Source organism: uncultured Sphingomonas sp. (genome assembly GCF_913778135.1).
Lineage (GTDB): Bacteria > Pseudomonadota > Alphaproteobacteria > Sphingomonadales > Sphingomonadaceae > Sphingomonas.
In genome coordinates this window covers 14,053-32,860 of sequence record NZ_CAJYVU010000020.1, presented here as the reverse complement: position 1 = coordinate 32,860, position 18,808 = coordinate 14,053, and the positions used below count along the sequence as shown (strand labels likewise).

The window sequence follows — 18,808 nt, the reverse complement described above, 5'->3', positions numbered from 1 at the left end:
GGCGCGCGAATGCACGTCGTCTTTCGCGAGCAGCACGGGCTGGAGGAAGCCGACGCCCCGCGTGACCTCGCGCAGGACCCGGCCGATCTGGTGGTGCTGTCGTTCTCCGACAGCGACCTGGGCGCATTCGCGGCCGGGTGGCATGCAGCCGCGCCCGGTGCGCTGCCGACGCTCAGGCTCGCCAACCTCGCCGACCTGACGCACCCGCTGTCGGTCGACACCTATCTCGAGCGCACCTTGTCGGGCGCGCGCGGCATCCTGATCCGGTTGATCGGCGGACGGTCGTACTGGAGCTACGGCCTCGCCCAGGTCGAGAGCTTGGCGCGCGCGAACGGGATCGCGCTCGCCGTACTCGCCGCCGACGGACGCGAGGACGATCGGCTGCGCGCGGCCTCGACGCTGCCGGCCTCGACGCTCGATCGGCTCGCGGCGTTGTGCGACAGCGGCGGTGCGGTGGCGGCGCAGGCGGCACTCGCGCAACTGGCGCTCGCCGCGGGTTTGCGCGCGGCACCGGTGCGAGGGGCGGCGGCGCTGGGACAGGTCGGCGCGTGGTTGCCGGCGAGCTCTCCGACCTGCCCGGCTGCAATGCTGTTTTCGCCCGACCCACGGCCGCGCCTGCTGCTGACCTTTTACCGCTCCTACCTCGCCGCCGCTGATCTCGATCCCGTCGCTTCGCTCCATGCCGCGCTGTCGGCACGCGGGTTCGACGTGGTGCCGCTGTTCGTGCCCTCGCTGAAGGACGGCGACGCGCGCGGCTGGCTGGCGCGCTGGGTGGCGGCACTCGCGCCCGTCGCCATCGTCAACGCGACTGCCTTCTCCGCGCGCGGCGGCGATGAAGACAGCTCGCCGCTCGACGCCAGCGACGCGCCGGTGTTCCAGGTCGCACTCGCCACCTCCGGGCAGCGCGCGTGGGCGGAGGCGACACGCGGCCTCTCGCCTGCCGACCTAGCCATGCACGTCGTGTTGCCCGAGGTCGACGGTCGCGTCTTCGCCGGGGTGGCAAGCTTCAAGGAAGCAGCGGTGCGCGACCCCGCGTTGCAGCACGCGCGCCGCGCGCACCGCGCCGCGCCCGAGCGCATCAAGGCGATCGCCGACCGCGTCGCGGCATGGGTCCGCTTGCGCCACACGCCCCCGCGCGATCGCTGCGTCGCGCTGGTGCTGTCGACCTACCCCGGCAAGATGCACCAAATGGCGCACGCGGTTGGGCTCGACGCACTCGCCTCGGCCGAAGTGATCCTCGATAAATTGCATGCACCGGCGGGCCGGCCGCTCGCCGATGCGCTGGATAGCGAGACACTGCGTTGGCCGATCGCTGCGTACCATGCCGCACTTGCACACCTGCCGCAGCGCCTGCGCGACGATCTGTCCGCCGCGTGGGGGGACGCGGGTGACGATCCGGCAGTGAAGGATGGCGACTTCGCCTTCCCCGCCGTCCACCGCGGCAACACGCTGGTGGCGTTGCAGCCCGAACGCGGCGAGTCGCGCGATCGCACGGGCGAGTATCACGACCTCTCGCGCGTGCCGCGGCACGGCTATGTCGCCTTCTACCTGTGGCTGCGCGAACAGGCGATCGACGCGCTCGTCCACGTCGGCGCGCACGGCACGCTCGAGTGGCTGCCGGGCAAGGCGGTCGCGCTGTCGGACGATTGCTGGCCCGAGGCGCTGACCGGCGCGCTGCCGGTCATCTACCCGTTCATCGTCAACGATCCCGGCGAGGCGGCGCAGGCGAAACGCCGGCTGGGCGCGGTGACGCTCGGCCACTTGCCGCCGCCGCTTGTTTCGGGGGATGGCGTCGGTGCGCACCTGGGGCGGCTTGAAGCGCTGCTCGACGAATTCTCCAACGCCGACGGGCTTGATCCCGCACGCCGCGACCGGTTGCAGCGCGACATCGCCGAAGAGGCCGACGCGATCGGGCTGTCGGCCGAACTAGGGCTCGCCGACGCGGCCAATGCGGCAGAGGCGATCACGCGGATCGACACCTTCGTGTGCGATGTGAAGGATACACGCTTCGGTGACGGTCTCCACGTCTTCGGGGAAGGCGCATGCGGCGCGGCGGAGGTCGAGGGGCTGCACGCCGCGTTGTCGGGACGGCGCGTGGCGCCCGGCCCCGCCGGCTCGCCCTATCGTGGACGCAAGGACGTGCTGCCGACCGGGCGCAACCTCTACGCGGTCGATCCGCGCGGCGTGCCCTCGCGCTCGGCGCACGCGCAGGGCAAGCGGCTCGCCGACGAACTGGTCCGCCGCCATCTGCAGGACGAAGGCGATTACCCACGCGCCTTGGTGGTCGACCTATGGGGATCGGCGACGATGCGCACCGCGGGCGAGGAGTTCGCAATGGCGCTCCACCTGCTCGGCGCGCAGCCGGTGTGGGATACCGGATCGGACCGCGTGACCGGCGTCGAGATCCTGCCGCTCGCCATGCTCGACCGTCCGCGCGTCGATGTGACGTTGCGCGTCTCGGGCCTGTTCCGCGACACGTTCGCGCAGTTGTGCGTGCTGTTCGGGCAGGCGGTGCGCGCGCTCGCCACGCGCGACGAGTCGCCCGAGTGGAACCCGTTCGTCGGTCAGAGCGGCGCTGAAAGGGCGGGCGCGCGCGTCTACGGTCCGGCACCCGGCAGTTACGGCTTGGGCATCGGCGACGCGGCCGACACCTACACCGACGCAGCACGCGCCGCGGCTGGCGAGGCGTGGCTCGCCGCGTCGTCGTACAGTTTCGATGCCGGCGACGTTGCCGATCCCGCCGGCATCGCCGCGCGCGTCGCCGCCGCCGATGCCTTCGTCCACGTACAGGATTTGCCCGATACCGACCTGCTGATCGCCGCCGATTACGCCGGGCACGAGGCGGGCTTTGCCGCGGCGCAGGGCGTGGTCGGCGGGCGCGCGGCGCTCTACCACCTCGACGCGCGCGATCCCGATCGTCCGCGCGCGCGACCCTTGCGCGAAGAGGTAGCGCGCGTCGTGCGCGGGCGTGCTGCCGACCCGAAATGGATCGCCGGCATGATGCGCCACGGCTACCGCGGTGCAGCGGAGATCGCAGCGACGCTGGACCATCTCGGCAGCTTCGCGCATCTGGCGAACGTGGTGACGCCTGAGCTGATCGACCTGTACCATGACGCCACGATCGGGCGCGACGAGGTGCGCGCGTTCATGGGCACCGCCAACCCGGCCGCGCTCGCCGCGATGGAGGCGCGCTTCGCGGCGCTGCATCGGTCGGGGCTGTGGCCGACCAGGCGCAATTCGATCCTGGCAACGTTGAGGTCGGGCGCGTGAGCGTGCGGCGCGGCTGGTGCCCGACCGCGTGGCGGCCGATGGCGGCAGGCGACGGTCTGCTGCTGCGCGTACGCCCGTCGATGGGGCGGATCACGGCGGAACAGGCGCGGCTGATCGCCCGTGTCGCTGCGCGCCACGGCAACGGCGCGATCGACCTTACCAACCGCGCTGCGCTGCAATTGCGCGGGCTGGACGAGGCGGGGTGGCGTGCTGCACTCGACACGCTCGTCGCCGCCGAACTGGTCGACGCCGATCCTGCGCGTGAGACGCTGCCGCTATTGGTCGCGCCCGATTGGCGCGACGGCGACGACACGCACCGGATCGCGACCGCATTGTCGGCGCGGCTGGCTGAGTTGCCGCCGCTTCCGGCCAAGTTCGGGATCGCGCTCGATGCCGGCGCAGGCTGCGTCCTAGGCAATGCTTCGGCCGACCTGCGGGTCGAGCGTGCGGACACCGGCGCGCTGATGCTGCGCGCGGACGGGCGTCCGACCGGAGTGGCGATCTCGGCCGGCGAAGAAGTCGACTTGATCCGCGCGCTGGCGGACTGGTTTGTCGCCAGCGGCGGTACGGCGGCTGGGCGGATGGCGCGTCACGATGCCGCCCTGCCCGCTTGGGCAACGGGCGGACTGCGCCCACGCCGGTCGACAGGCGCGCTCGTGGACGACCCTCGCAGCTACCCGCTTCCGTTCGGCCGGATCGATGCCGAGGCATTGGCGGCGCTCACCGACCGAGACGGACTTACCGCGCTGCGGCTGACACCGTGGCGCGCGCTGCTCCTCGAAGGAGTGCGCGCGCCGAAGTCCGACGTAGGCGACCTGCGCCACGTCGACGCCTGCGTCGGCGCACCCGCCTGCCCGCAGGCGAGCGTCGCGACGCGCCCGCTCGCCACCGAACTGGCGCCGCTGATCGCGGGCACGCTTCACGTGTCGGGCTGCGACAAGGGCTGCGCGCGCCGTACCCAGTCCGATGTCGTGCTGACCGGCCGCGACGGCCGGTTCGACCTCGCGCTGGACGCGCGCGCCGACACGATGCCTGCCTTGCGCGGCCTCACTTACGAGCAGGTGCTCGCTCATTTCAAAGGCCTTCCTCGTGCCGCATAGCTACGAAACCGACGGCGCCGCGATTTACCGGCAATCGTTCGCGATCATCCGCGCCGAGGCCGAACTCCAGCGCTTCTCCGCCGAGGAGGAGCCGGTCGCGGTGCGGATGATCCACGCCGCCGGGCTGGTGGAACTCGCGCCGTTTATCCGCTTCTCAGCCACCTTCGCGCAGGTCGCGCGCGCCGCGCTGGCGGCAGGCGCGCCGATCCTGTGCGACGCGCGGATGGTCAGCGAGGGGATCACGCGCGCGCGGCTACCGGCCGATAATCAGGTGATCTGCCCCTTGCACGACGCGAGCGTCCCCGCGCTCGCCACGCGGATGGGCACGACGCGCTCGGCCGCGGCGCTGGAGTTGTGGCGGCCGCACCTGGCCGGCGCGCTGGTCGCGATCGGCAACGCGCCGACTGCCTTGTTCCACCTGCTCGACATGCTGGAGGACCCCGCCTGCCCGCGCCCGGCCGCGATCATCGGCTGCCCGGTCGGCTTCGTCGGCGCGATGGAGTCGAAGGCAGCGCTGTGGGCCGCGCAGCCGGTGCCGTGCGCGATCGTCGAGGGGCGGCTGGGCGGCAGCGCGATCACCGTCGCCGCGATCAACGCGCTGGCGAGCCGCGCCGAGTGAGCCTGCCGCTCCCCGCCGGGACGATCCACGGCGTCGGCCTGGGACCCGGCGCCGCCGACCTGATGAGCGTGCGCGCCGATCGGCTGGTGCGCGCGGCACGCCACGTCGCCTACTTCCGCAAGGCGGGACGCGCGGGACGCGCACGCCGGCTGGTCGACGGTATGCTGCACGCCGACGCGGTCGAGTTCGCGATGGACTATCCGGTTACCACCGAGATCCCGGTCGGGCCGGCCTATAACGATTGCCTGTCGCGCTTCTACGCTCGCTGCACCGACCACCTCGCGCGGCTGGCGCTGGCGGGCGAGGACGTGGTGGTGTTGTGCGAGGGCGACCCGTTCTTTTACGGCTCGTTCATGCATCTGCACGCGCGACTGCTGGGGCAGGTGCCCGTCGCGGTCGTGCCCGGCATTACCGGCATGTCGGGTGCGTGGACCGCGAGCGGCGTGCCGATCACCTGGGGCGAGGACGTGCTGACGGTCGCAACCGCGACGCTGCCCGAGGAAGAGCTGACCCGCCGCATCGTCGACACCGACGCACTAGTCGTGATGAAGATCGGGCGTCACCTGCCGAAGCTGCGCCGCGCGGTTGAGGTCGCCGGCCGGCTCACGGACGCTTGGCTGGTCGAGTACGCCGCCATGCCCGAGCAGCGCGTGCGTCGGTTGGCGGAGGTCGGCGACGAAGCACCTTACTTTTCGATCCTGCTGATTCACGGCCAGGGGCGTCGGCCGTGAGCGCGGGCTGGCTCGCGATCGCGGGACTGGGGCCGGGTGATGAGGCGCTGGTCACGCCCGAGGTCAGCGACGCGCTGGCGCAGGCGACCGACGTGATCGGCTACATCCCCTATGTCGCACGCGTGGCGCCGCGCGATGGTCTGGTGCTGCACGCGTCGGACAACCGCGTCGAGCTCGACCGCGCGACGCTGGCGCTCGAGCTGGCGGCACGCGGGCGCCGCGTCGTCGTCGTGTCGTCGGGCGATCCCGGCGTGTTCGCGATGGCGGCGGCGGTGTTCGAGGCGCTGGAGACGGGCGAGGCGGCGTGGCGCGACCTCGACATCCGCGTGCTGCCCGGCATCACCGCGATGCTGGCAGCGGCGGCACGTGCCGGCGCGCCGCTGGGACACGATTTCTGCGCGATCAACCTGTCGGACAATCTCAAACCCTGGAGCGTGGTCGAGCGTCGCGTCGCGCTGGCGGCCGAGGCGGATTTCGCGATTGCTTTCTACAATCCGCGATCACGCGCGCGGCCGGATGGGCTCGACCGCGCCTTCGCGGTACTGCGTGCGGCGTGCGGCGACGAGCGACCAGTACTGTTCGCGCGCGCGGTTACGACGGCTGACGAGACCCTGCGCATCGTGCCGCTGCCCGACGCGCGCGGCGAGATGGCGGACATGCGCACGATGGTGATCGTCGGATCGAGCCGCACCCGCGTGATCGAGCGGGCGGGCGCGCCGATCCTCTACACGCCGCGCTGGATGCCTGAGGGGACGTCGTGAGCGATCCAGTCGAATACCGCCGCCACGTCGTGCACCTCTGCGCGCGGCGGCAGCGCGGGCCGGTCGATCATCAGCACGGCCAGACCGAGCGCGCGTGCCGCCGCGATCTTCGCCGATGCGCCGCTGCCGCCGGCGTTCTTCGCGACGACCAGGTCGATGCGGTGATCGGCCATCAGCCGTCGGTCGCTGTCGACGTCGAACGGTCCGCGGTCGATCACAAGATCGTGGTCGGGCAGCGGCGGAACCGTATCCGGTCGGTCGACGAAGCGCAGCAGGTAATGATGTTGCGGCTGCGCGGCGAAGGCCGCGACGTGCATTCGCCCGAGCGCGAGCATGACGCGGCGCGCCGGACCGGCGAGCGCCGCCACCGCCGCGACTACATCCGGAACGTGCATCCAGCGATCGCCCGCAACCGGCGTCCACGCGGGACGCGTCAGCGCGATCAGCGGCACACTCGCGCGCTCGGCGGCAGCGACCGCGTGCGCGCTCATCTGTGCGGCGAAAGGATGCGTCGCGTCGACCAGCTGCGTGATGCGCTCGCCCCGCAAGTATGCGGCGAGACCCGCCACCCCGCCGAACCCGCCGACGCGGACCGGCACCGCCTGCTTCGCCGGCGCCGCGGTGCGCCCGGCATAGCTCAGCACCGCCTCCACCCCGCGCACCGCACACGCGCCGGCGAGTGCGCTCGCCTCGGTCGTGCCGCCCAGGATCAGGAGCTTGGTCATGGATGAGCGCGGGCCTTGGCTGACGATTGTCGGGATCGGCGAGGATGGACCGGACGGGCTGTCGGCGGCAAGCCGCGCCGCGCTAGATCGAGCCGAACTGGTGTTCGGTGCAGCGCGTCACCTGTCGCTGCTGCCCGATCTTACCGCGGAACTGCGCACCTGGCCGGTGCCGTTCGACGCCGGCATCGCCGACCTGCTCGTCGAGCGGGGGCGCCGCGTGGTGATGCTCGCTTCGGGCGATCCGTTCTGGTTCGGCGCGGGCGCGACGCTGTCGCGCCACCTGTCGCCTGCCGAGTGGATCGCTCACCCTGCACCTTCCACCTTCGCGCTCGCGGCGGCACGGCTCGGCTGGCGGGTCGAGGAGATGGCCTGCCTTGGCCTCCATGCCGCGCCGGTCACGCGCCTGCGCCCGCACCTCGCGCCCGGCGTACGCATCATCGCACTGGTGCGTGACGGCGCGGGCGCGCGCGCGTTGATCGACTATGTCGCTGAGCAGGGCTTCGGCGCGTCGTCGGTGACGGTGCTGGAGGCGCTAGGTGGTCCGCGCGAACGCGTGCGCGCGACCACTGCCCACGCCGCGCCGTTCAACGATATCGCACACCCTGTCGCGGTCGCAATCGAGGTTGCAGGCAGCGGCGAGACGCTGCCGCTCGCCACCGGACGCCCCGACACGTGGTTCGACCATGACGGGCAGATCACCAAGCGACCGGCGCGCGCGTTGACGCTGTCCGCGCTCGCCCCGCGCGCGGGCGAGTTGTTGTGGGACATTGGCGCGGGCTCGGGCTCGATCGCGATCGAGTGGCTACTCGCGCACCCATCGACCCGCGCGTTCGCGTTCGAGCGCGATCCGACCCGCGCCGCGCGCGCGCGCGCCAACGCCGCCGCACTCGGCGTCGATCGGCTCGCGGTCGTCGAGGGCGCCGCACCCACAATCCTCGCCGACCAGCCCGCACCGGCAGCGGTCTTCGTCGGTGGCGGGTTGTCGAGCGCGCTGCTCGACTGGTTCGCCACGCATCTGCCCGCGGGCACGCGCGTCGTCGCCAATGCGGTCACGCTGGAGTCAGAGGCTTTGCTCGGCCAATGGCACGCGCGACGCGGCGGCTCGCTCCTGCGCATCGACCTTGCCGAGGCCGCGCCGATCGGTTCGCGACGTGGGTGGCGCAGTGCCTATCCGCTGGTGCAGTGGAGTGTGACGTGGTGATCGTCGCGGGATTCGGCTGTCGTGCGGGTGCGACGACCGACGCCTTTGCCGCGGCGCTGGCGGCGACCGGCGTATCCTACGTCGATCGCTTAGCCGTGCCGGTAGACCGGGCAGCGTTGCTCGATGCCTTCGCGCACGAATACGGCGTGCCACTCATGGTGATCTCACCCGACAAGCTGAGCGGCATCGCCACGCCGACACAATCCCCCACCAGCCTCGCCGCGCGCGGCACCGGCAGCGTCGCGGAGGCAACCGCGCTGGTCGCCGCCGGCGCAGGCGCGCGCGTCACCGTAACGCGGCGCATCTCGCCCGATCGCAGCGTCACCTGCGCGATCGCCGTTTCAGGAAGCCACGCATGACCGTCCACTTCATCGGCGCAGGCCCCGGTGCCGCCGACCTGATCACGCTGCGCGCGCGCGACCTGATCGCCGCCGCGCCGGTGTGCCTCTACGCCGGATCGCTCGTCCCCGCCGCGCTGCTCGACCATTGCCCGCCCGGCGCGCGGATCATCAACACCGCACCGCTGTCGCTCGACGAGATCATCGACGAGATCGTGCAGGCACACGCGGCTGGCCACGATGTCGCGCGGTTGCATTCGGGCGACCTGTCGATCTGGTCGGCGATGGGCGAGCAGCTGCGTCGGCTGCGCGCGCTCGGCATTCCGTTCGAGGTGACGCCGGGCGTGCCCGCCTTCGCTGCTGCCGCCGCCGCGCTGGAGGCCGAGCTGACGCTGCCGGGCATCGCGCAGTCGCTCGTCCTGACGCGCACGCCGGGCCGCGCCAGCGCGATGCCCGCGGCCGAGACGCTGGAGGCGTTCGCCGCCACCGGCGCGACGCTCGCAATTCATTTGTCGATCCACCGCTTGCCCGAGATCGTCGCCGCGCTGACACCGAGCCACGGCGCCGATTGCCCGGTCGCGATCGTGTGGCGCGCGAGCTGGCCCGACCAGCGCATCGTGCGCGGTACGCTTGCAACGATCGAGGCGGCCGCCGCGGGCGGGCCAGAGCGCACCGCGCTGATCCTCGTCGGACGCGTGCTCGCCAGCGAAGACTTCGCCGAGAGCAGTCTCTACGCGCCCGGCTACGATCGCCGCTTCCGTCCGCAATCCGCGACTTCGCGCTTCGCCGGAGAGAGCGAATGACCGCCGGGCTGATGATCGCCGCGCCCGCGTCGGGCACCGGCAAGACCACCGTCATGCTCGGCCTGCTTCGCGCTCTCGCAGATCGCGGTGTCGCAGTGCAGCCGTTCAAGTGCGGCCCCGATTATATCGACCCCGCCTTTCACCGCGCGGCGAGCGGGCGCGCGTCGTTCAATCTCGACAGCTGGTCGATGCCGCCGGCGCTGCTCGACTCGCTTTCTGCGCACGGCCACGACGCCGACCTGATCCTGGCGGAAGGGTCGATGGGCTTGTTCGACGGCGTGGCGAAAGCGGGGGCGACCGGCAACGGTGCCAGCGCCGACATCGCTGCCCGTCGCGGTTGGCCGGTGGTGCTCGTCATCGATGTGTCGGGACAGGCGCAGTCCGCCGCGGCGACCGCGCTCGGCTTCGCGCGCTACGATCCGGACGTCCGCGTCGCCGGCGTGATCCTCAACCGCGTCGCCAGCCCGCGCCACGACCGGCTGGCACGCGCAGGCATGGCGGCGGTCGGCCTGCCCGTATTCGGCAGCCTGCCCCGGCGCGGCGACCTGAGGCTGCCCGAGCGGCACCTGGGGCTGGTGCAGGCGGTCGAGCACCCCGACCTCGACGCCGCGGTCGCCGCCTATGCCGCGTTCCTCGCCGAGCACGTCGACCTCGACGCGTTGCGCGCCGCGGCCAGCGCCGGTCCGCTCGCCCCGGCACAGGCGCAGCCGGTCACGCCACCGGCGCAGCGGATCGCGCTCGCGCGCGATGCCGCCTTCTCGTTCACCTACCCGCACATTCTCGACGCATGGCACGCGGCGGGGGCGGAGATCATCCCCTTCTCCCCGCTCGCCGACGAAGCGCCCGATCCGTCCGCCGACCTCATCTGGCTGCCGGGCGGCTATCCCGAACTGCACGCCGGACGCCTCGCCGCCGCCGATCGCTTCCGCGCCGGATTGCACGCGCACGCCGCGACGCGCCCCGTCCACGGCGAGTGCGGCGGCTATATGGCCTTAGGCGAGGCGTTGATTGATGCGGACGGAATCAGTCACCGCATGGCGGGGCTGCTCGGCCTCGTCACCAGCTATGCACAGCGGCGGATGCACCTGGGTTACCGACGCGCCGTGCTGGAGGCGCCGATCGGTGCGATCGCGACGGGTAGTGCGCTCGCCGGGCACGAATTCCATTATTCGACCATTCTCGAGCAGCCCGATGCCGCGCTGGCGCGGGTTAGCGACGCCGACAGCAACGCGGTCGCCGACACCGGATCATACCGCGGGCGCGTGTCGGGCACCTTCTTTCACCTGATCGCGGAAAGTGCTGCGTGACACGGGTCAGCTTCGTTGGCGCAGGGCCGGGTGATCCCGAACTGTTGACGCTCAAGGCGGTCGACCGGCTGGCGCGCGCCGACGTGGTGCTGTTCGACGATCTGTCCGCCGGTCCGGTGCTGCGTCACGTGCGGGCGGGCGCTGATCTGGTCGCGGTCGGCAAGCGCGCCGGGCGCCCCTCGCCCAGCCAGTCGCACGTCTCCGCGCTGCTGGTCGAACATGCGCTGAGCGGCGCGCGCGTGGTGCGGTTGAAGGCGGGCGATCCCGGCATCTTCGGCCGGCTGGAAGAAGAGATCACCGCGCTGCGCACCGCCGGCGTCGCGTTCGAGATCGTGCCCGGCATCAGCGCCGCGCAAGCCGCTGCTGCCGCCGCCGCCATCCCCCTGACACGCCGGGCCGAGGCGCGCCGCGTTCAGTTCGTCACCGGCCACGACGCGACCGGCGGCCTGCCCGAGCAGCGCAACATGGCGGCGCTCGCCGACCCGAACGCGACCACCGTCGTGTTCATGCCCAAGCGTACCTTTCCCGCGCTCGCCGACGATCTCGCCGCGCATGGGCTTTCCGGCACCACGCCGGCGCTGCTCGCCGAGGCGATCGGCCATCCCGAGCAGCGGCTGACGCGCACCACGATCGCGGCACTGGCCGAGCAACTGCGCGCGGGCGTGTCGGACGCGACCGCGCTGATCCTATACGGTCCGCTGGCGGCGGAGGCATGATCGACCTGCACCTGATCGGCATCGGCAGCGGCAGCCCCGATCACCTGACCCGCGCGGGCGAGGCGGCGATGCGCGCGGCCGACGTGATCCTGCTGCCACGCAAGCGCGCCGACACTGCCGACCTGCTCGACGTGCGGCTGACGCTGTGCGACGCGGTGCTGGGTGAACGGACGCGCGTCGCGATCTTCGATCTGCCCACGCGCGACGCCGATGCGTCGTATCTGAAGGCAGTCGAGACGTGGCACGACGCGATCGCGGATGCCTGGGCGCAGGCGATCGCCACGCACCTGCCGTCAGGCGGGCGGCTCGCGCTGCTCGTCTGGGGCGATCCGTCGCTCTACGACTCGACCCTGCGCATCACCGACCGGCTGCGCGCGCGCGGGATGGCGCTGAGCGTGACGGTCACGCCCGGCATCACCAGCCTGCAGGCGCTGACCGCGGCGCATGCGATCCCGCTCAACACGCTTGGCAGTTCGGTGACGATCACCACCGGGCGACGCTTGGCGGATGGCGGATGGCCGGCGGACACAGACACGCTGGCGGTGATGCTCGACGGGCAATGTGCGTTCGAGACGGTCGACCCGGCGGGCGTGACGATGTGGTGGGGCGCGTATCTCGGCATGCCGCAGCAGGCGCTCGCCGCAGGTCCGCTCGGCGAGATTGCCGCCGAGGTTCGCATGCGCCGCGCGGCGCTTCGCGAAGAACACGGCTGGATCATGGACATCTATCTGCTGCGTCGCGCACGATCGTGACGGCTCCGGTGTTCGACGCCACATTCCGCGAGCAGTTCGACGCGCTGCTGCGCTGGCGCCGCGACGTGCGCCATTTCCGGCGCGATGCGCTGCCCGCAGGCGAGCTCGACACGATCCTCGACGCCGCACGCCTCGCCCCGTCGGTCGGCAACAGCCAGCCGTGGCGGTTCGTGCGATGCCGCTCGGACGATCTGCGCGAGCAACTGGCGGCACACGTCGACCAACAGAGCACCGCCGCAGCGGCCGCGATCTCCGATCAAGATCGCGCGGCATCCTACGCACGATTGAAGCTGCATGGCCTGCGCGAGGCACCCGAGATCGTCGCGGTGTTCACCGACGACGATCCCCCCGCCGGACACGGCCTTGGGCGTGCGACGATGCCGGAAACGTTGCGTTATTCCACCGTGCTCGCGATCGATCATCTGTGGCTCGTCGCACGCGTGCGCGGCGTGGCGGTCGGTTGGGTGTCGATCCTCGATCCTGCCTACGTCACCGCGTTGCTCGACGTACCGGCGGGCTGGTCGCTCGTCGCATTGCTGTGCCTCGGCTATCCCGAGCAGGAAACCGATCTGCCGGAACTGGAGCGCCGCGGCTGGCAAGCGCGCCAGCCGCTGACCATCCTGACGCGCTAGCCCTCGCGCGGCGGGACGAGCGCCTGCAAGCGCCAGCGGCCGTGTCGCGACAGGATCACGCGGGTGAGCGGCGCGACGTCGATCGCCAGCACGCTCGCGTCGGCCAGCGCCAGCGCATGCGCCAGCGCGGCGCGGATCACTGCCGCGTGCGTCACCGCGAGCACGCGCCCCTCTTCCAGCTCGTCGAGCCATCCACCGACTCGTTCGCGCACCGCCGTCATCGGCTCACCACCCGGAGCGCCCTGCTCGGGCGCGGCGAGCCACCGCGCGAACGCCTCCTCACCGATCTCGGCCATGCTGCACCCCGCCCAGTCACCAGCATCGACGTCGCGGAGGGCCGGTTGCTGTGCCGCGTCAATGCCGAGAAGCGCAGCAGTCTCGATCGCAGAGGCAGCCGGGCTGACGAAGCAGTGATCGACGCCTGCCCGGTCTAACCCCGACGCGCGCACCTTGGCGCGGCCGCCGTCGTCGAGCGGCTCGGCCGGATCGGGAAAGCGCCCATCGCGCACGCCGCGCGTCGCCCCGGCACATAGCAGGGTCAGGCGAGTGGTCGGGAGGCGGGCAGTCACGCGGCTGCTCTGGCCGGTTGACGCGCGGGCGTCCAGCCGCCACACCGATCGGACCGGAGCCGGGCGGGAAGCCGGTGCGAAACCGGCGCGGTCGCGCCACTGTGATCGGCGGGCTTGCCCGACCGGAAGCCAGACCCCGCCCGGCACCTTCACCCACGCCGGGCGCGTTCACCCGGACAGGAGCGACACGATGACGACCCGCACCGCCACCCATCCCGGCCCCTTCGCCGCTGCTGCTCCCGTCGTGCGGCCGATCCCGCTCGCCGACATCGCGCCCTGGGCGGTATTCGCATTCGTCGTCGCACTGATCCTGTTGTACTTCGTCAGCACCGAACAGGGCGCCTTCGCGCTGTTCGACGGCATGTACGTCCATGAATACGTCCATGACGGGCGTCACCTGCTCGGCTTCCCCTGCCACTGATCCGGCGGACGCCGTCATGACCAGGTCGTTGCTCTGGCGAGGGTTGCTCGCCGGACTCGTCGGTGCGTTCATCGCCGCCACCTTTGCGCTACTATTCGCCGAGCCGCAGATCGACGCCGCGATCGCGCTCGAGGCGCGCCATGTCATGCCCGGCATGGCGGCGGAGCCCGAGCTCGTGTCGCGCGCGACGCAGAAGACGTGGGGGCTGTTCACTGCGATGGGCCTGTACGGCACGGCGCTGGGCGGATTGTTCGCGATCCTGTTCGCCGCGCTTCACGGCCGCGTATCACGCCTGAGCCCGCGCGCGCTGTCGCTGCTGCTGGCACTCGCCGCCTTCGTCGTCGTGGTACTGGTGCCCGCGATCAAATATCCGCCGACGCCGCCCGCTGTCGGGCTGCACGAGACCGTGCGCATCCGTACCGCGGCCTATTTCGCGATGCTGGCGCTGTCGGTACTGGCGGCGGTCGCGGCGGGGTGGACGGCCCGGCGTGCACACAAGTTCGCCGGCGTCGATCGCCTGCTGATCGCAGCTGGCGTGTTCGTCGGGGTCGTCGCGATCGGGCAGATGCTGCTGCCGGTGATCGACGAGGTGCCGGCGGACTTCCCCGCCAGCCTGTTGTGGCAGTTCCGCCTCGCCTCGATCGGCACGCAAGCGGTGTTCTGGCTCGCCACCGCCGACCTGTTCGGCCGCGCGGCGGAGCGCGAGTTGGCATCCTCCGCCTGAGCGATCAGCTGCGGCGGATCAGCGCGCGCGACAGCCGGCGATCCTCGAGCGAGTAATAGAGCCAGATCGCATCGCCATCGACCACGACCGAGGCCGCAAAAGCGATGTCGGTCGCCGTGCGATCGTCGACCGGCGGCGGGGTGATGAGCGGCTCGATCCCGCGCGCGACGATGCGGGTCAGGTCGGCGTCGAACGCGATCCAGCCGATCCGCCAGCGCGCGTCGCGTGTAGCGCCGTTGTAGAACATCACCGGCACATCGGGATCGTCGATCAGCAGCGGGCCGGTCGACAGATGCCAGTCATCCCAGCTGTTCTCGCGCGGCATGAACGGGGTCGGCTGCTCGTCCCACGGCCCCGCTGCATCGGTGCCGACCGCCAGCCCGACCCGCGATGCCTCGTCCGCGGCATATTCGTAGAACAGCCGCCAGCGCCCGTCCTTGGTCCGGTTGACGGTGGCTTCCTTGGTGTTCCCTTCCGACTTCGACGAGGCGAGCGCGACGCCGCTCTTGGTCAGCCGGTCGAGCGACGGCCCGCTGGCGTAGGATAATTCGCCGTGCGCGTGGTCGGCGAGCACGCCCGAGTAGTAAACCAGATAGCCGTCGTCGGTGCGAACGACCGTAGGGTCCTCGACCCCGCCCGCGTCGTGCGCGTCGGGACCGGGCACGATCGACGGTTCGGGCAGCATTGTGAAGCGGACGCCGTCGTCGCTCCACCCGCTCCAGATCTGGCCCGTGTCGGTCATCACCTCGCCCGGGCGGCAGACCGCGCGCACCATCATGCCGAAGCGGCCGTCCGGCTCCTGCCAGACGTACGGGCTCATCAGGTCACGCGCCATCAACGCGGGCGGGCCGTCGACCTGCACGACTTCGATCCGTTTCACGTTGAAGTCGAGCGCGATGTCGGCGGGCGCGACCGCGTCCTTGCGGTGCGGATCAGCGACAGACGCATCGCTCATGCGCCCAGCGCCTGCATCAGCGACAGCCCGCCATCGATGACGATTCGCGCGCCGGTGATGTAGCGCGCCTTGTCAGAGGCAAGGAACACCGCGAGGTCGGCGACCTCCGCCGGATCGCCCGCGCGTCCCATCGGAATGTTCTGCTCCAGCGTGCGGCGATAGACCGGATCGGCCTGCGCCCGCGCATTCATCGGCGTCAGGATCATGCCCGGCTCGATCGCGTTGACGCGGATGCCGCGCGGCGCTTCCTCGATCGCCAGCGTCTCGACCAGGTTCGAGAGCCCGCCCTTCGCCGAGCAATAATCCGCCCCACCCGCGCGCACGGCGTAGGCGTGGATCGAGGAGATGTGGATGATCGAGGCATCCGCCTTCGCCTCACCACGCCCCGACAGGAAGCGGCGCGAGACGATGAACGCGCCGGTCAGGTCAGTGTTCAGCAAGCGCTGCCACTGCGCCAGCGTCATGTCGCGCACGGTGACGCCACTCATATTTAGCCCGGCGGAGTTGACCAGCACGTCGGCCGCGCCCCATTTCGCCTCCACCGCGGCAAAGGCGGCCTCGATCGATTGTTCGTCCGCGACATCGGCCTGCACCGCGATCGCCTCGCCACCGCGTGCGGTGACCGCCGCGACCGTCTTCTCCGCCGCGGCCGCATCCGAATGATAGATCACGCAGACGCGGTCGCCGCCAGCGCCGAACGCCTCGGCACAGGCGGCGCCGATACCTGATTCCGCTCCCGTCACGACAATCGTCCGCGCCGCCATATTATCCTCCGCTGATGTTGCCCGCTTAACTCACGGCAACCCCGATCGGCTGCACGCGTGCGGACGACGGTGGCGCAACGATTGCGGCTGCCTTATCGGTACGCCATGACCAACCCCTCGCCGCCTTCACGAACGCAGCACCCGGCAAGTGCCCTCGTCCTCTCGCTGCTGCTCGCCTCGTGCGGGCAGCCGGGCACCGCGACGCAGGAGGTGCCGAGCAATCCGGCGGCGAACGATGTCGCGGCGATGAAGAACGACATCGCGGCGGTCGAGGACCGCGTGACGCGCGACACGCTGACGCGCCGCGTCGAGGATCTGGAGAAAAGGGTCGGCGCGCTGGAAGTCACGCCGGAGAAGATTGACCTCGACCTGCTGACGCAGCGTGTTCAGGCGCTGGAGGCGAAATCGAGCGTATCGGACCTGGCCGACGCCGCGCCCAAGGCGCTGCCCAAGCCGCAAGCGACCTCGAAATCCGCGCCGTAGCGCGCGTCATACGACGATGGGAGTGGAGCGGGTAACGGGAATCGAACCCGTGTATTCAGCTTGGAAGGCTGCTGCACTACCATTGTGCTATACCCGCCCGGCGCATTTCCTGCGCGGTCTTGCGGCATGCGGATTATTCGAGAACCCGCGCGCGTGCAAGCAGGACGTTGCTTACGACGCATCATCAGCTTACGCACAGAATTTCAGGTCGGAATAGACACTTAGCTGATCGGCCATCGTTGAACTGAGTGCACGGCTGCGACGAAGCGTTGTTTGCGTCCGTGCATCCAATGCGGTGTTCGCGTATTTCGTCGGCGTTCATCGTGGCGCATGATGCGCACGCTATGGCGCGGCACGGCCGCGAGTTGAGGATAGAAGGTGATGCAGACGCTGAACGCGTTCGAAGGTGAGATGGGCAGCAAGCGCGCACGTGCCGGGCGAGGCGCGGCGCTGCTGCGCGTGGTCGGTGGCGCGAGCAGCGCGGTGCTGGCGCTGGTGGCGAGCCATGCCTCGGCGCAGATCATCCCGCCGGCCGCGCCGCCCGCAACCGCAACGCCGGCTCCTGCGGCAACGTCGCCCGCCGCACGCATGATCGCGCAGCCGCTGCCGCGCCTGTCCGATACCCAGACGCGCGAGTTGGCCAAGCTGATCGCGCAGGACGAGGTGCGCCAGGGCCTGCGCCAGGGCAGCCCGCGCGACCTGAGCGACAAGACCGGTGACGCGCTGGTCCGCGCCGCGCTCGACCACGCGCGCGCGGTGCACGCCGGACGGCTCGACGCGAGCGACTTCGAGCGCGACTGGGGCATCCGCCCGCAGGCCTATGATCCGCTGCCCGGCTTCGTCGATGCGGTGGAGCGCGATCGGCTCGCCGCCTGGGTCGCCTCGCTGCCGCCGCCTTATGCCGGCTACGATGCACTGGTCGCCGGGCTGACGCGCTATCGCCAGATCGCGGCCGATGGCGGTTGGGGCATTGTCCCGGCCGCGGCCGAGTTGAAGTACGGGCGCTCGGGGCCCGCGGTCGCCACACTGCGCAAGCGGCTCGCGGCGGAGGATCCTCAGGTCTCGGCGAGCGGCGACAAGTTCGACGCCGACCTGCTCGCCGCCGTGCGCCGCGCGCAGCGTCGCTACGGCCTCAACCCCGCGGGCGACGTCGGCGCGCAGACGCTGGCGGCGCTGAACGTCCCGGTCGCGGCGCGGATGCGGCAGATTTCGGCGAACATGGAGCGCTGGCGCTGGCTGCCCGCGCAATTGGAGCAGAACCGCGTTCAGGTGAACGTCGCCGCGGCGGTGCTGACCGTGTTCGACGGCGACGCGCCGGTCATGTCGATGAAGGCGGTGACCGGGCGGCCGGGCAACGAGACGCCGATGCTTGTTTCCTCGATCCACTCGGTCGTGATCAACCCGCCGTGGAACGTGCCGTCATCGATCGCTGACAAGGAATTGTGGCCGAAGGAGCGCGCCAATCCGGGTTACCTGAAGCGCAACGGTTTCCGCGTGATCGACACCGGCGGCGGCGGCAAGCGGTTGCAGCAATCGTCGGAGAAGAGCGCGCTCGGCCGCTACAAGTTCGACTTCCCCAATGACTTCGCGGTCTACCTGCACGACACGCCCGCGCAGGCCGGCTTCTCGCGCTTCGACCGGCTCGCCAGTCACGGCTGTGTCCGGCTGGAGAAGCCTGAGGCGCTCGCCAAGCTGCTGATGAAGACCACGCCGCAGTGGCAGCCCGAGGCGATCGATGCCACGGTCGCCGCCGGCAAGACGGTGCGCGCACAGATGGCGCAGCCGGTCGCGGTCTACCTGCTCTACTGGACCGCCTTCGCCAGTCCGTCGGGTCAGGTCGGTTTCCGCGACGATCCGTACAATTGGGACAGCGATCTGGCGAGCAAGGTCGAGGCGCGGCAGGCGAAGCAGACGCTCGCGTCGCTGTAACCGGCAAA

Annotated in this window: 20 protein-coding genes, 1 tRNA gene and 1 riboswitch; of the genes, 16 read left to right on the top strand and 5 right to left on the bottom strand. The window is 71.0% G+C overall.

Features of this window, described 5'->3' with window-relative positions; all coding sequences use genetic code 11:
* Positions 1-9: 9 nt before the first annotated feature.
* The 5 genes from cobN to cobJ are packed head-to-tail and all read left to right on the top strand — an operon-like array spanning position 10 to position 6,481.
* Positions 10-3,270 (top strand): cobaltochelatase subunit CobN, encoded by a 3,261-nt coding sequence (cobN, locus tag QZ847_RS02020; protein WP_294352624.1) that lies wholly within the window; start codon positions 10-12, stop codon positions 3,268-3,270.
* A complete protein-coding gene (locus QZ847_RS02015; RefSeq protein WP_294352621.1) occupies positions 3,219-4,370 on the top strand; it encodes a cobalamin biosynthesis protein CobG in 1,152 nt (383 codons plus the stop codon). Before cobN ends, QZ847_RS02015 begins: the two co-directional genes overlap by 52 nt.
* The gene (locus QZ847_RS02010; protein WP_294352619.1) at positions 4,360-4,989 is read left to right on the top strand and encodes a precorrin-8X methylmutase; all 630 of its coding nucleotides are present in this window, start codon (positions 4,360-4,362) and stop codon (positions 4,987-4,989) included. The genes QZ847_RS02015 and QZ847_RS02010 overlap by 11 nt, the downstream gene beginning before the upstream one ends.
* A complete protein-coding gene (cobI, locus tag QZ847_RS02005; RefSeq protein WP_294352617.1) occupies positions 4,986-5,720 on the top strand; it encodes a precorrin-2 C(20)-methyltransferase in 735 nt (244 codons plus the stop codon). Before QZ847_RS02010 ends, cobI begins: the two co-directional genes overlap by 4 nt.
* Positions 5,717-6,481 carry a precorrin-3B C(17)-methyltransferase gene (cobJ, locus tag QZ847_RS02000; RefSeq protein WP_294352616.1) on the top strand — a complete coding sequence of 255 codons (765 nt, stop codon included), beginning with the start codon at positions 5,717-5,719 and terminating at the stop codon, positions 6,479-6,481. Before cobI ends, cobJ begins: the two co-directional genes overlap by 4 nt.
* Here cobJ and QZ847_RS01995 read toward each other — a convergent pair.
* Positions 6,445-7,206: a cobalt-precorrin-6A reductase gene (locus QZ847_RS01995; RefSeq protein WP_294352614.1), complete on the bottom strand. Its 762-nt coding sequence runs from the start codon at positions 7,204-7,206 to the stop codon at positions 6,445-6,447. The genes cobJ and QZ847_RS01995 overlap by 37 nt on opposite strands.
* Between QZ847_RS01995 and cbiE the strand changes: the two genes are divergently transcribed.
* From cbiE to bluB, 7 genes are read left to right on the top strand one after another with little or no spacing between them, the layout of a single operon-like run.
* Positions 7,205-8,407, top strand: a complete 1,203-nt coding sequence (cbiE, locus tag QZ847_RS01990) for a precorrin-6y C5,15-methyltransferase (decarboxylating) subunit CbiE (RefSeq protein WP_294352612.1) — start codon at positions 7,205-7,207, stop codon at positions 8,405-8,407. The genes QZ847_RS01995 and cbiE overlap by 2 nt on opposite strands.
* The gene (locus QZ847_RS01985) at positions 8,404-8,766 is read left to right on the top strand and encodes a cobalamin biosynthesis protein (protein WP_294352686.1); all 363 of its coding nucleotides are present in this window, start codon (positions 8,404-8,406) and stop codon (positions 8,764-8,766) included. Before cbiE ends, QZ847_RS01985 begins: the two co-directional genes overlap by 4 nt.
* The gene (gene cobM / locus QZ847_RS01980) at positions 8,763-9,548 is read left to right on the top strand and encodes a precorrin-4 C(11)-methyltransferase (RefSeq protein WP_294352610.1); all 786 of its coding nucleotides are present in this window, start codon (positions 8,763-8,765) and stop codon (positions 9,546-9,548) included. The genes QZ847_RS01985 and cobM overlap by 4 nt, the downstream gene beginning before the upstream one ends.
* On the top strand, positions 9,545-10,855 hold the full coding sequence (locus tag QZ847_RS01975) for a cobyrinate a,c-diamide synthase (RefSeq protein ID WP_294352607.1): 1,311 nt from the start codon (positions 9,545-9,547) through the stop codon (positions 10,853-10,855). The genes cobM and QZ847_RS01975 overlap by 4 nt, the downstream gene beginning before the upstream one ends.
* Positions 10,852-11,571, top strand: a complete 720-nt coding sequence (gene cobA, locus QZ847_RS01970) for a uroporphyrinogen-III C-methyltransferase (RefSeq protein WP_294352605.1) — start codon at positions 10,852-10,854, stop codon at positions 11,569-11,571. Before QZ847_RS01975 ends, cobA begins: the two co-directional genes overlap by 4 nt.
* The gene (cobF, locus tag QZ847_RS01965; protein WP_294352603.1) at positions 11,568-12,323 is read left to right on the top strand and encodes a precorrin-6A synthase (deacetylating); all 756 of its coding nucleotides are present in this window, start codon (positions 11,568-11,570) and stop codon (positions 12,321-12,323) included. Before cobA ends, cobF begins: the two co-directional genes overlap by 4 nt.
* Entirely contained in the window at positions 12,320-12,955 is a 636-nt protein-coding gene (gene bluB / locus QZ847_RS01960) for a 5,6-dimethylbenzimidazole synthase (protein WP_294352601.1), read from the top strand. The genes cobF and bluB overlap by 4 nt, the downstream gene beginning before the upstream one ends.
* Here the strand turns inward: bluB and QZ847_RS01955 are convergent.
* Positions 12,952-13,524, bottom strand: a complete 573-nt coding sequence (locus tag QZ847_RS01955) for a histidine phosphatase family protein (RefSeq protein WP_294352599.1) — start codon at positions 13,522-13,524, stop codon at positions 12,952-12,954. The genes bluB and QZ847_RS01955 overlap by 4 nt on opposite strands.
* A gap of 65 nt (positions 13,525-13,589) precedes the next feature.
* A riboswitch (cobalamin riboswitch) is annotated at positions 13,590-13,660 on the top strand.
* Between the two features lie 54 nt (positions 13,661-13,714).
* Between QZ847_RS01955 and QZ847_RS01950 the strand changes: the two genes are divergently transcribed.
* Together QZ847_RS01950 and QZ847_RS01945 are read left to right on the top strand one after the other, a co-directional pair.
* Positions 13,715-13,945, top strand: a complete 231-nt coding sequence (locus tag QZ847_RS01950; protein WP_294352598.1) for a CbtB-domain containing protein — start codon at positions 13,715-13,717, stop codon at positions 13,943-13,945.
* 16 nt (positions 13,946-13,961) lie between these two features.
* Positions 13,962-14,669, top strand: a complete 708-nt coding sequence (locus tag QZ847_RS01945) for a CbtA family protein (protein ID WP_294352596.1) — start codon at positions 13,962-13,964, stop codon at positions 14,667-14,669.
* Between the two features lie 4 nt (positions 14,670-14,673).
* Here QZ847_RS01945 and QZ847_RS01940 read toward each other — a convergent pair whose 3' ends face one another.
* Positions 14,674-15,624: a glycosidase gene (locus QZ847_RS01940; protein ID WP_294352595.1), complete on the bottom strand. Its 951-nt coding sequence runs from the start codon at positions 15,622-15,624 to the stop codon at positions 14,674-14,676.
* Complete coding sequence (locus tag QZ847_RS01935) at positions 15,621-16,388, bottom strand: SDR family oxidoreductase (protein ID WP_294352593.1); 768 nt, start codon at positions 16,386-16,388, stop codon at positions 15,621-15,623. Before QZ847_RS01935 ends, QZ847_RS01940 begins: the two co-directional genes overlap by 4 nt.
* A gap of 105 nt (positions 16,389-16,493) precedes the next feature.
* On the opposite strand from QZ847_RS01935, the gene QZ847_RS01930 reads away from it, so the two are divergent.
* Positions 16,494-16,871 (top strand): hypothetical protein, encoded by a 378-nt coding sequence (locus QZ847_RS01930; RefSeq protein ID WP_294352590.1) that lies wholly within the window; start codon positions 16,494-16,496, stop codon positions 16,869-16,871.
* A gap of 23 nt (positions 16,872-16,894) precedes the next feature.
* Here QZ847_RS01930 and QZ847_RS01925 read toward each other — a convergent pair.
* Positions 16,895-16,968: transfer RNA gene (locus QZ847_RS01925), tRNA-Gly, on the bottom strand.
* A 284-nt stretch (positions 16,969-17,252) separates the two neighbouring features.
* Between QZ847_RS01925 and QZ847_RS01920 the strand changes: the two genes are divergently transcribed.
* The gene (locus QZ847_RS01920) at positions 17,253-18,800 is read left to right on the top strand and encodes a L,D-transpeptidase family protein (protein WP_294352588.1); all 1,548 of its coding nucleotides are present in this window, start codon (positions 17,253-17,255) and stop codon (positions 18,798-18,800) included.
* Positions 18,801-18,808: the final 8 nt, after the last annotated feature.